The 11,472-nt window shown below is 70.0% G+C and carries 9 protein-coding genes and 1 pseudogene; 4 read left to right on the plus strand and 6 right to left on the minus strand.

The window, feature by feature from the left end; all coding sequences use genetic code 11:
* Positions 1 to 302, minus strand: a pseudogene (locus tag QZ588_RS16545) (hypothetical protein); the annotation flags it as partial.
* A 153-nt stretch (positions 303 to 455) separates the two neighbouring features.
* On the opposite strand from QZ588_RS16545, the gene QZ588_RS16550 reads away from it, so the two are divergent.
* Positions 456 to 878 (plus strand): Mth938-like domain-containing protein, encoded by a 423-nt coding sequence (locus QZ588_RS16550; protein ID WP_295544044.1) that lies wholly within the window; start codon positions 456 to 458, stop codon positions 876 to 878.
* Between the two features lie 38 nt (positions 879 to 916).
* Positions 917 to 1,663, plus strand: a complete 747-nt coding sequence (locus QZ588_RS16555; protein WP_295544045.1) for a hypothetical protein — start codon at positions 917 to 919, stop codon at positions 1,661 to 1,663.
* 210 nt (positions 1,664 to 1,873) lie between these two features.
* Here QZ588_RS16555 and QZ588_RS16560 read toward each other — a convergent pair whose 3' ends face one another.
* Positions 1,874 to 3,688, minus strand: coding sequence for an RNB domain-containing ribonuclease (locus tag QZ588_RS16560; RefSeq protein WP_295544046.1), 1,815 nt, complete (start codon positions 3,686 to 3,688; stop codon positions 1,874 to 1,876).
* Between the two features lie 258 nt (positions 3,689 to 3,946).
* On the opposite strand from QZ588_RS16560, the gene QZ588_RS16565 reads away from it, so the two are divergent.
* The gene (locus tag QZ588_RS16565) at positions 3,947 to 4,981 is read left to right on the plus strand and encodes a folate-binding protein (protein WP_295544047.1); all 1,035 of its coding nucleotides are present in this window, start codon (positions 3,947 to 3,949) and stop codon (positions 4,979 to 4,981) included.
* 66 nt (positions 4,982 to 5,047) lie between these two features.
* Positions 5,048 to 5,914 (plus strand): glutamate racemase, encoded by an 867-nt coding sequence (gene murI, locus QZ588_RS16570; RefSeq protein ID WP_295544048.1) that lies wholly within the window; start codon positions 5,048 to 5,050, stop codon positions 5,912 to 5,914.
* A 244-nt stretch (positions 5,915 to 6,158) separates the two neighbouring features.
* Here murI and QZ588_RS16575 read toward each other — a convergent pair whose 3' ends face one another.
* The 4 genes from QZ588_RS16575 to prfB form a co-directional block, all read right to left on the minus strand.
* Positions 6,159 to 7,022: a universal stress protein gene (locus QZ588_RS16575; RefSeq protein ID WP_295544049.1), complete on the minus strand. Its 864-nt coding sequence runs from the start codon at positions 7,020 to 7,022 to the stop codon at positions 6,159 to 6,161.
* A gap of 15 nt (positions 7,023 to 7,037) precedes the next feature.
* Positions 7,038 to 8,519 (minus strand): SulP family inorganic anion transporter, encoded by a 1,482-nt coding sequence (locus QZ588_RS16580; RefSeq protein ID WP_295544050.1) that lies wholly within the window; start codon positions 8,517 to 8,519, stop codon positions 7,038 to 7,040.
* Positions 8,520 to 8,671: 152 nt separating this feature from the next.
* Positions 8,672 to 10,204, minus strand: a complete 1,533-nt coding sequence (gene lysS, locus QZ588_RS16585) for a lysine--tRNA ligase (RefSeq protein ID WP_295544051.1) — start codon at positions 10,202 to 10,204, stop codon at positions 8,672 to 8,674.
* Between the two features lie 171 nt (positions 10,205 to 10,375).
* Positions 10,376 to 11,472 (minus strand): peptide chain release factor 2 gene (prfB, locus tag QZ588_RS16590; protein ID WP_295544052.1). Its coding sequence is split into 2 segments (ribosomal slippage), with 1,096 coding nucleotides annotated over them: positions 10,376 to 11,398 and positions 11,400 to 11,472; the frame shifts between segments, so codons are not numbered across the junction. This gene is flagged as partial in the annotation.

Raw genomic sequence — 11,472 nt, forward strand, 5'->3', positions numbered from 1 at the left:
TCCTCCGGATCAAGCCCCCGGAGCCGGTCCTCCGGATCAAGCCCCCGGAGCCGGTCCTCAGGACCGAACCGCTTGAGGATCGCCTCCGGATTGCTGCGGATGGCCTCGTCGATGACCATCTCGTGGGTCTCGCGCAGAAATTGTTCCAGGGTATAGGCCATATCAGGCGCCTCACGTCGGTAGAGTCGGTAGAGCTGTTCGAGTACTTCCCAGTGGCCGCTGTCGCTTGCGTGGGGGTGGCGCGCGCGGTAGTGCTCCAGCCCTTGGCGCATCCGAGCCTGCTCGCTGGCAAAGAGTTCCATCCTGCCGTCTGGTGCGCGTATGGAACTGATCGACGAAGCGGCGACGGTACCGTGCTGGGGCTCTCGGGCTGTACCCTCAGACCAGCAACACCTATGTCGACGCTGCACCTGCCCTGACCTTTATTTTCATGCGTGCCGGAGCCAGTTTTTACCATGCGCATCAACGCACGCGGACAGACCTTCCACATACCATCGGCCGCTGACATGAAATTCGCAGAGATCGACGACACCGGCGCCAACGTCATCGAGGCTTACGGCGAGGGGCGAGTCCGCGTCAACGGCCGCGACTATGCCCGCAGCATCGCGGTGTCCGCCGAGCAGGTGCTGGTGGATTGGGGACCGGAGCATGTGGACGCCCTGAGCATCGCCCACCTGGAGGCGGTGGTGGGCGACGCCACGCAGGTGCTGATCCTGGGCACGGGCTCACGCCAGTGCTTCCCGAGCCCCGAGGTGCACTTCGCGCTGCTGGAGCGCGGCATCGGCGTGGAGGTGATGGACACGGGTGCCGCCTGCCGCACCTACAACATCCTGGTCAGCGAAGGGCGTGACGTGGTCGCTGCCTTGATGCTCGACTAATTTCTAGGTACACGTGACCCACTCGAAGCGCTGAGCGCATGGACCGCAAAATCATCCTCTCCACGCTGGCCGCCGCGGCCATGCTCTTCATCGGCATCATGCTGCTCCTGTCCGTCCTGCCGGACGAGCGCGCCGGCTTGAAGCTCTATCCCTGGGACGTCAGCCGGGACGCCGCTGGCAGCACGCGGGTGTTCGATCTGACCATCGGCGAGAGCACACTCGCCGACGCACGCACCTTGCTGGGCGAAGAAGGCAAGATCAATCTGTTCGAGAACCCGGACGGCAGCCGCACCGTCGAGGTCTACTTCGACAACATTTTCCTGAGCAACCTGAAGGCGGATTGGATCATCACGCTAGGCGTGCCCGCAGACGAGATCGACGCCATGTACGAGCGCGGGCTTCGCATCAGCAAGACCGGCAGCGGCAGCCGCAAGGTGAAGCTGGACCCCGTCGACGTGGAGCGGCTCGCGGACGCGCCTGTGCGCATCCTGACCTACCTGCCCTGGAAGAGCCTGGAGCCGCGGGATATCGCTGGCAGATTCGGCGAGCCCGCCGAAAAGCGCACCGAAGCCTCCGGCATCGTGCACTGGCTGTATCCGGAGCTGGGCATGGACATCGCCCGCGACGACGACGGCGGTGTGGTCATCCAGTATCTGAGCCCAGCGGACTTCAAGCGGGCGGTGGCGCTGCTGCCGGCGCCCGAGGCAGCCGCGGCACCACAACAGCCGCCGGCCGCACCAGCGGCGGCGAGCCCGGCCGACGTGCCAACGGCCACCACCGACTGACGGCGACGCATGCGCCGCGCCGGTCGGGCTGCGCCAAGGCGAAGCCGGATGCCCCAACACGCAGTGGGTGACTTCCCACATCGGCCCGACCGATATGCTCCGTGCAGGCGCGTCGGAAGCTAACACGAAATAGTGGCCAAGCGCCGCGAGGTCCGGCCTATGGTCGCCGAGGCTGCGTTGGACGGGTGATCTGCCTGGCCATGCGCCCGCTCAGCCAAGCACCCGAAACCGCGCATCCAGGTCATAGAGGTCCACCTCGGCCACACCAAGCTCCAGGCGCTGATCCAGGGTCAGGTCGGTCTTGGCCCGCAGCTTGGTCTCCAGCGCCAGCGCCGGAATGATGACGCCGTGCTTGCGCTCGCCGACCTCGACGACGATGCCCTCGCCCTGCCAGGCCTTGCGGCGCTTCAGGTACAAGAGCTTCCAGTGCTGGTTGGACTGACGCTCGGCGCGACGCACGGCGATGCCGCCCTGATCCGCCTCGCCGGCGCGGGCGCTCACCTGCTCCGCGCTCAGCGGCTCGTCACCGCGCAGCGCCGCGCGCACCTGCTGGTGAACAAGCAAATCCGCATAGCGCCGCAGCGGGCTGGTGGCGCGGGCGTAGGCATCGAGCCCCAAGCCGAAGTGCGGCCCGGGCTCGATGCTGGTGCGGCTCGGCTTGAACTGGCGCCGATAGGCGTGCATGGCCGCCATCCCCTGGGGCTGCTGGATGCTGTCCGGCGGCGGCTGGGTGGCATGGGGAATGGGGATGCCACGCGCGCCGCTCCAGGTGGCAGCCGCCTCGCCGGCCATCAGCATCAGATCCGTGACCATGGCGCGGGAGCCATGGCGGTCGATGGCGCGGATGACGATCTCGCCGTCGCGCAGGCGCACGCTCACCTCCGGCAGGTCGATACCGGCGGCGCCTTGGGCCTGGCGGCGGGCGCGGTAGCGCTCGGCGGCGGCGTTGAGGGCGGCGAAGGGGGCCTCGGCGAGCCGCGCCTCGGCCTCGGCATAGGTCAGGCGCTGGGCGCGGATCCAACTGGGGCGGATCTCGATCGCCGAGAGCCGACCGTCGTCATCCAAGGTGACACCGAAGGAGAGGGCTGGCGAGGTCTCCCGCAGGCCCAGGCCCAGCTGCTCGGTGATCGCCGCCGGCAGCATGTTGACGATCCCCTCGGGCAGGTAGAGGTTGGCGCCGCGGGCGCGGGCCTCGCGGTCCAGCGCGTCATCGGGCGTCACCAGCGCGGCGACATCGGCCACATGCACCCAGATACGCTCGCCGTCGATGCTCACCGCATCATCTGGGTCCTGGTTGCCCTCGTCGTCGATGGCAAAGGCCGGCAGATGGGTGAGATCCAGGCGCTCCTCATCCGGCAGCGCCGGCACCGGCAGGACCGGGTCGGTGACCGGCACCTTGCTGCGCGCCGGATAGGGATTGTGCTCCGGGGGCCAATAGCCGACGCCGACCAGCAGCCGGTGGGCGGCCTGCGGCGTTTCCGGCAGATCCAGGGCCTTGAGGATGCGGCTATGCTCCCCCTGCTGGTTGGCGAGGCGCTCCACCTCGGCGAGCCGGGCACGGTCCGCATCGATGATGCGCCCCGCGCCGAGCCGCTCCATGAAATCCGCCCATTCCTGCTCAGCGCGGGCCTTGGCCTCACGCTCGGCACGGTCCTGCTCGATGGCCTCGCGCGCTCGGGGCAAAATGGCATCGGGCGTGCCCTGGAAGTAGAGGCCTTCGTCCAGCAATCGCCAGACGGCCCAGGCACTGGCGGGCGTAAAGGCGTCGAAGATCAGCTCGGCGAGCTCCTTGAGGTCGGTCTCCGCGCCCTCCAGCAGTTCCCAGGCCTCTTCCAGCTGCGCCGTGCCGGGCTCCTGTAACTCCGCCAGACGCTTGAGCGGACCGGGGTGCAGGGGGGTGATGTCCTTGGGCCGCACGCGCTTGCTCTGACCGCCCTCCAGCTCGATCTCGATTTTGTCGCCGACGCTCAGCACGCGGGCGGGATGGATTTTGTAGAGCACGAGGCTGTCGGCGGCGACTGGCATGGACTAAGAAAGACGCGCTATTGGATTTGGATCGAACGGGCTTGGACGGGACGGTGGCTTGGCCAGCATAGACTGCCGGCACGCCGGACATGGGCGCCCCGGTGATCTCCCGGTGATCTTCGGCATGCGGCTGTGCTGCGAAACGGCGCTGCATCGGCCCCACATGGGGCGGCGAGATCCATCGACGCTCATCCGGGCAGCCGCTATGCTCTCAAGCCTGCCCGTTCCCGGCACCACAAGCAAGCGAGACGAGACACCATGAACCAGGACTGGCAAGCCTTCATCGCCGCGCGCGGCGGCGCCGTCGGCGACGACGGGGCGGCGCACTTCGACGCCGCACCCGCCGATTCCAACTGCGCCCTGACGGACCTCTCCCACCTCGGGCTCATCGCCGTCGGCGGACCCGAGGCGGCGGACTTCCTGCAGGGGCAGGTGAGCAACGACGTGCGCGAGCTCTCTGACAGCCACACCCAGCTCAGCAGCCATTGCAGCCCCAAGGGCCGGATGCTGGCCAACTTCCGGCTGTTGCGCCTGCGGGAACGTCTTCTCCTGGTGCTGCCGCGCAGCCAGATGGAAGCGCTGCTGAAGCGCCTGCGCATGTTCAAGCTCCGCGCCCAGGCCAGCATCGACGACGCCAGCGACGCCCTGGTGTGCCTTGGCGTCATCGGCGACTGCGCCCGCGAGCCGCTGGCGGCCGGGTTCGGCAGCCTGCCCGAAGGCGACAATGACATGGTTCGCAGCGGTGAGGCCGCCCTCATCCGCATCGCCGGCCCGGTCCCCCGCTATCTGTTCATCGGCCCCGCCGCCGACGCCCAAGCGCTCTGGGAGGGGGCGGCCGCCGCCGGCGCCGTCGAGGCCAATCCAGACATCTGGGCGCTGCACGACATCCGTGCCGGCATCCCAACGGTGTTGCCGGCGACGGCGGATGCCTTCGTGCCGCAGATGGCGAACATGCAGCTCATCGACGGTGTGAGCTTCCACAAGGGCTGCTACACCGGCCAGGAGGTGGTCGCCCGCATGCAATACCTGGGCAAGCTCAAGCGGCGCATGTACATCGCCGAGGTGGACACGGATACGCCACCCACGGCCGGCGATCTGCTGAGCGCCCCGGGCAGCACCTCCGAGCAAGGCCCCGGGCGGGTCGTGGATGCCCGCGCCAGCGCACCGGGTCATTGGGAGCTGCTGGTGGTGGCAGAGATCGCCGCCGCCGAGGGCGACGGGCTGCAGCTCGGCGACGACGGCCCGCTGCTGCGGCTGCGTGCGCCCGCCTATGGCTTCGGCGACGCCGCCTGACAGGCGCCGCCTCGACGTCGGCGGCGCGCCCTTGGCTCAAGCCGGCCAGCGGCGAGCCCCCGCCCCATGACGACGCCGGCGGCAGACCCTGCGCTGAGCGCGGCTGATCCGCGGTCAGCGCCGGCGGCGAGCCGCCGCCGGGCCGATGCGCCCATCGGCGTCTTCGACTCCGGCGTCGGCGGCCTCACCGTGTTGGCGGACATCCGCCGGCTGCTGCCCGCCGAGGATCTGCTCTACGTCGCCGACTCCGGCTACGCCCCCTACGGCGACCGCCCGGAGGCGCAGATTCGCGCCCGCGCCGGGCGCGTGACCGATTTTCTGGTTGCGCAGGGCGCCAAGGCCATCGTTATCGCCTGCAACACGGCCACCGGCGCCGCCGCCGCCCAGCTGCGCGCGCGCCACGCGCTGCCCATCATTGCCATGGAGCCCGCCGTGAAGCCGGCGGCGGCCTGCACCCGCAGCGGCGTCGTCGGCGTGCTGGCCACCAGTGGCACACTCAAGAGCGACAAGTTCGAGGCCCTGCGGGGGCGCTTCCACGGCGCCGTCGAGGTGCTCACCCAGCCCTGCCCCGGCCTGGTGGAGCTCATCGAGGCCGGGGACTTCGGCGCCGCGGCCCTGCGGGCGCTGCTCACCGATCTGCTGCTGCCACTGCTGGAGCGCGGCGCCGACACCCTGGTGCTGGGGTGCACCCATTATCCCCTGGTGCGCGGTCTGATCCAGGACATCGCGGGGCCCGGGATCACCATCACGGATGCCGGCGGCGCCGTGGCCCGCCAGCTGCGGCATCGGCTCAGCGACACCCAACTGCTGCGCGCGGGTCCGCCCGCGGGCCATGTCCGCTGCTGGACCAGCGCGCCGGCACCGGCGACGGCCGCGACCATCATCCGCCGCGTTTGGGGCGCGCCCATCGCCGTGGAGGTACTGCCCGAGTGACGGGCCGCAAACACCCCGACACAGCCTGACCCTGGCGTCGTCATGCCCGAAGACCCCTCATCATGGCCAGCCCCACCAAAGCCCCCCCACTGCAGTTCGCCACCCTGGCGCTCGCGCTCGCCTGTGCACCGGCCGCAGCCACAGCCGCCGATTTCAGGGGCCAATGGTCGGCCGCGATGGGCCGGTGCCCGTGATGCGGGCCTGCGCGGGGCGCGGGTGCACGACCCGAGGGCGCGGGCGCCGCTCAGCGCAGCAGCAGCGTCGGCACCCTGGCCGCGCGCAGCAGATCGCTGGTCTTGCTGCCCAGGAGCAGGCTGCGCAGGGGGGAGTGGCCGTAGGCGCCCATGAGCAGCATGTCGATGCCCTGGTCGTGGATGTAGCGGGCGATGACGCGCTCGGTATCACCGGGGAGCATCGCCGTCTTCACGTCGTAGTCGGCGGCGGCCAGCGTCTGCCGCGCCCAGTCGAGTTGTTTGTCGGCATCGCGGCGCGGCTTGCCGGACATGACCACGTCCACCGGCAGGCCCTCAAAGAGCGGTGTGCGGGCCAGCATCTCCACGCCACGGCGGGTCATGCTGCCGCCGTCGAAGGCGATCATCACCCGCTCGGGCGCGGTGAACTCGTCCGTCACCGCGAGGATGGGCTTGCTCAGCGCGCGCACCATGCGCTCCACATGCCGGCCTAAGTCGCGTTGGGTGGTCTCGGCGGACTCACCACGCCGCCCAAGCACAAACAACCCCACCGCGGCCTGCTGCTCCACCAGCGTCTCCTCCAGATCGCCATCGCGCAGGCGCACGTCGGGCACGCGCACGCCGCGGCTGATGGCGCGCTCGCGCAGGCGGTTGAGGAACACCCGCCCGGCGTCGCGCGCCGCCTTGCTGCGGGCGGCATCCTCTTCGGACAGCGCCGTGAGCAGGGTCTGCTGGGCATTGACGCCGATGGCGCCGCTGTGGTCCGAGCCGCGCACCACCCGCCCCTCGCGGTCCAGGATGTGCAGCAGCTCCAGCGGTGCCCCCAGGCGCCGGGCGGCCCAGGCGGCGGCGTCGGTGACCGTGTCGGCGAAGTGGGACTGGTCCACGCAGGCCAGTACTTTGGGGGCGTCTCGCATGGGGGGTGTCCTGGCTCAGTGGCCCATCAGGTCGGCGACGGCGTCGGGCTTGTCGTGCACCGCGAAGCGGTCGACCAGGGTGCGGCTGGCCGCGTTCAGGCCCGCCACCGTCACCGCCGTGCCCTCGCGGCGGAACTTGAGCACCACCTTGTCCAGGGCGGTGACGGCGGTGATGTCCCAGAAGTGCGCCCGGCTGACGTCGATGGTCACCTGCTCGATGACTTCCTTGTAGTCGAAGGCGGCGACGAACTGGTCGGCGGAGGAGAAGAACACCTGCCCCACCACGTGGTAGACGCGCTCGCGGCCCTCCCGCGCCGGGGTGGAGCCGACGTAGAGCACCCGGCTGACCTTGTGCGCGAAGAAGAAGCCGGACAACAGCACGCCCACCAGCACGCCCCGGGCGAGGTCGTGGGTGAGCACCGTCACCGCCACGGTGGCGATCATGACCACGTTGGCGTCGAGGGGGTGTTCGCGCAGGTTGCGGAACGAGGCCCAGTTGAAGGTGCCGATGGAGACCATGATCATCACCGCCACCAGGGCGGCCATGGGGATCTGCGCCACCCAGTCGTTGGCGAACACCACCAGCAGCAGCAGGAAGACGCCGGCCACCAGGGTGGAGAGCCGCCCGCGGCCGCCGGACTGCACGTTGATGACGGTCTGGCCGATCATGGCGCAGCCGGCCATGCCGCCGAGAAAGCCGGTGGCGACGTTGGCCACGCCCTGGCCGACGCATTCGCGGTTCTTGTCGCTCTTGGAGTCCGTCAGATCATCAACGATGGTCGCCGTCATCATGGACTCCAGCAGCCCCACCACCGCCAGGGTGGCGGACACCGGCAGGATGATCCACAGCGTCTCCAGGGTCAGCGGAATGTCCGGCAGCAGGAACACCGGCAGGCTGTCGGGCATCTGGCCCATGTCGCCGACGGTGCGGATGTCCAGGTCCAGATAGATCACCACGCCCGTCAGCAGGACGATGGCCACCAGCGGCGAGGGCACGGCCTTGGTGAGCCGGGGCAGCAGGTAGATGATGGCCAGGCCCGCCGCCAGCACCGCGTACACCTCCCAGGTCAGCTGCGCGCCGGTGATCTCCGGCAGCTGCGCCAGGAAGATCAGGATGGCCAGGGCGTTGACGAAGCCCGTGATCACCGAGCGCGAGACGAAGCGCATGAGATTGCCGAGCCGCAGGGCGCCGGCGAGCACCTGCAGCACGCCGGTGAGCACCGTCGCCGCGAGCAGGTACTGCAGGCCATGGTCGGCCACCAGGTCCACCATGAGCACGGCCATGGCGGCGGTGGCGGCGGAGATCATGCCCGGGCGCCCGCCGACGATGGCGGTGACCACGGCGATGCTGAAGGAGGCGTAGAGCCCGACCTTGGGGTCGACGCCGGCGATGATGGAGAAGGCGATGGCCTCGGGGATGAGCGCCAGCGCGACCACCAGGCCGGCGAGCAGGTCGTTGCGGATGTTGGAGAGCCAGTCCCGGCGGATGGAGTGCATGGGGGTTGGACTACTGGGTGGTGCGGACCCTGCGGTCCGCGGAGAAACAACTTGTGCGGGCTACGCGCGCGCGGGCGCGGGACGCCGCCGGTGCCCTCAGCGCCGGCGCGTGCCAGACGCCGGGGTGGGCCATGCCGGGATGCCTGCGGCGCTCACGCCTGCGGGCGCAGGTGCGGAAACAGCAGCACGTCGCGGATGGAGGGGGCGTCGGTGAACAGCATCACCAGCCGGTCGATGCCGATGCCCTCCCCGGCGGTGGGCGGCATGCCGTGCTCCAGGGCGCGGATGTAGTCGGCGTCGAAGTGCATGGCTTCCAGATCCCCCGCATCCTGCTCGGCGACCTGGCGGCGGAAGCGCTCGGCCTGATCCTCGGCGTCGTTGAGCTCGGAGAAGCCGTTGGCGATCTCGCGGCCGCCGATGAACAGCTCGAAGCGGTCGGTGACGAAGGGGTCGGCGTCGTTGCGCCGGGCCAGGGGCGAGGTTTCGGTGGGATAGGCGGTGATGAAGGTGGGCTGCATGAGCCGGTGCTCGACGGTCTTCTCGAACAGCTCCACCTGTACCTTGCCGAGGCCATCATGGGGCTTGAGGGGGATGCCCAGGTGCGCGGCGACGGCCCGGGCGCGCCCGGCATCGTCGAGGTCGGCAGCGGTCAGGTCCGGGTTGAAGTGCAGGATGGACTCGCGCAGCGTCATGCGCGCGAACGGCCGGGCGAGGTCGTAGGTGGCGCCCTGGTAGTGCAGCTGCGGGCCGCCGAGCACCGCCTGCGCCATGGCCCGCAGCAGATCCTCGGTGAGGTCCATCAGGTCCGCATAATCGGCGTAGGCCTGGTAGAGCTCGAGCATGGTGAATTCGGGGTTGTGGCGGGTGGAGAGACCCTCGTTGCGGAAGTTGCGGTTGATTTCGTAGACGCGCTCGAAGCCGCCCACCACCAGGCGCTTCAGGTACAGCTCCGGGGCGATGCGCAGGAACAGCTGCATGTCCAGCGCGTTGTGGTGGGTGACGAAGGGCCGGGCCACCGCGCCGCCGGGGATGGCCTGCATCATCGGCGTCTCGACCTCCAGGAAGTCGCGGCCATCGAGGAAGGCGCGGATGAACTGGACGATGCGGGTGCGGGTGCGGAAGGTGTCCCGCGCCGAGGCGTTCATGATCAGGTCGAGGTAGCGCTGGCGGTAGCGGCCCTCCTGATCCGACAGGCCGTGCCACTTCTCCGGCAGCGGCCGCAGGGCCTTGGTCAGCAGCCGCAGCCGGTCGACTTTGATGGACAGCTCGCCGGTGCGGGTCTTAAACAGCGGCCCCGAGGCGCCGACGATGTCGCCGATGTCGAGCGCCTGCTTGAACCAGGTGTAGTCGTCGGCGCCGAGCAGATCCCGCTGCAGGAACAGCTGGATGCGCCCGGACATGTCCTGCAGGTGGGCGAAGCTGGCCTTGCCCATGAGGCGCCGGCTCATGAGCCGCCCGGCCACCGTGGCGCGCACCGGGCGGGCCTCGAGCGCCGCGGCGTCGAGGGCGCCGTACGCGGCATGCAGCTCGCCGGCGACGACAGTGCGGCGGAAGTCGTTGGGGAAGGCGTTGCCCTGCGCGCGCAGGGCCTGCAGCTTGGCGCGCCGCTGGGCGATGAGCTTGTGCTCGTCCGGCGCGCCCGGCGCGGGCGGCGGGTGGGCGTTGTTCGGCGGCGTCTCGTTCATGATTACAACAACCTTGCTATACGGGCCTGGGCGCCAGCCGGCGGCGGCGCGGCGCGGCGGCGGCGGCGGCACCGGCGGCCGGGGGCAGCGCGCCCGGCGGCGACCAGCGACGCGCGGCGAGCGCACCGCGTGCGCCCGGCGCCGACGACCCGCCCCGGCGCGAGGGCGGACTCACAGACCGCTTTTCAGGCTCGCCTCGATGAATGGGTCCAGGGCGCCGTCGAGCACCGCCTGGGTGTTGCCGGTCTCGACGCTGGTGCGCAGATCCTTGATGCGCCCGGCGTCGAGCACATAGGAGCGGATCTGGCTGCCCCAGCCGATGTCGGCCTTGCTGTCTTCCACGGCCTGGGCGGCGGCGCGGCGCTGTTGCAGCTCCAGCTCGTAGAGCTTGGCCTTGAGCTGCTTCATGGCCTGGTCTTTGTTCTTGTGCTGGGAGCGGTCGTTCTGGCACTGCACCACGATGCCGGTGGGGTGATGCGTGATGCGCACGGCCGACTCGGTGCGGTTGACATGCTGGCCGCCGGCGCCGGAGGCGCGGTAGACGTCGATGCGCAGGTCCGCGGGATTGATGTCGATGTGCACGGAGTCGTCGATCTGCGGCGACACGAAGACCGCGGCGAAGGAGGTGTGGCGGCGGTTGCCCGCGTCGAACGGCGATTTGCGCACCAGGCGATGCACACCGGTCTCGGTGCGCAGCCAGCCGAAGGCGTGATCGCCCTGTACGGCGACGGTCGCGGACTTGATGCCGGCGACCTCCCCCGGCGAGACTTCCATGAGCTCGGTACTGAAGCCATGGCCCTCCGCCCAGCGCAGGTACATGCGCAGCAGCATCTCCGCCCAGTCCTGGGCCTCGGTACCGCCGGAGCCCGCCTGAATGTCCAGGAATGCGTTGGCGGCGTCCATCTCGCCCGAGAACATGCGGCGGAACTCCAGCGCGCCGACGCGCGCCTCGAAGCCCGCCAGGTCCGCGGCGACGGCGTCGACGGTGGCCGCATCGCCCTCGTCGATGGCCATGGCCAGCAGGTCCGCCGCATCGCCGAGACCGGCGACCAGCGCGTCCATGGTGTGCACGATGTGCTCCAGCGCCACCCGCTCGCGCCCGAGGCTCTGCGCCCGCGCCGGGTCGCTCCAGACCTCCGGCGCCTCGAGCTCGCGCAGCACCTCGGTCAGACGCGCTTGCTTGCCCGCGTAGTCAAAGATACCCCCTCAGGGACGCGAGGCGTTCCTGGAGGTTGGCGATGTGAGTGTGGAGGGGGTTGGTGTCTTGC

Origin of the sequence: uncultured Thiohalocapsa sp., assembly GCF_913062725.1 — a bacterium.
Classification (GTDB): Bacteria; Pseudomonadota; Gammaproteobacteria; order Chromatiales; family Chromatiaceae; genus Thiohalocapsa.

Coding starts and splice junctions, on each gene's coding strand:
- QZ588_RS16550 (WP_295544044.1), top strand. CDS start 456: ATGCGCATCAACGCACGCGGACAGACCTTCCACATACCATCGGCCGCT.
- QZ588_RS16555 (WP_295544045.1), top strand. CDS start 917: ATGGACCGCAAAATCATCCTCTCCACGCTGGCCGCCGCGGCCATGCTC.
- QZ588_RS16560 (WP_295544046.1), bottom strand. CDS start 3,688: ATGCCAGTCGCCGCCGACAGCCTCGTGCTCTACAAAATCCATCCCGCC.
- QZ588_RS16565 (WP_295544047.1), top strand. CDS start 3,947: ATGAACCAGGACTGGCAAGCCTTCATCGCCGCGCGCGGCGGCGCCGTC.
- murI (WP_295544048.1), top strand. CDS start 5,048: ATGACGACGCCGGCGGCAGACCCTGCGCTGAGCGCGGCTGATCCGCGG.
- QZ588_RS16575 (WP_295544049.1), bottom strand. CDS start 7,022: ATGCGAGACGCCCCCAAAGTACTGGCCTGCGTGGACCAGTCCCACTTC.
- QZ588_RS16580 (WP_295544050.1), bottom strand. CDS start 8,519: ATGCACTCCATCCGCCGGGACTGGCTCTCCAACATCCGCAACGACCTG.
- lysS (WP_295544051.1), bottom strand. CDS start 10,204: ATGAACGAGACGCCGCCGAACAACGCCCACCCGCCGCCCGCGCCGGGC.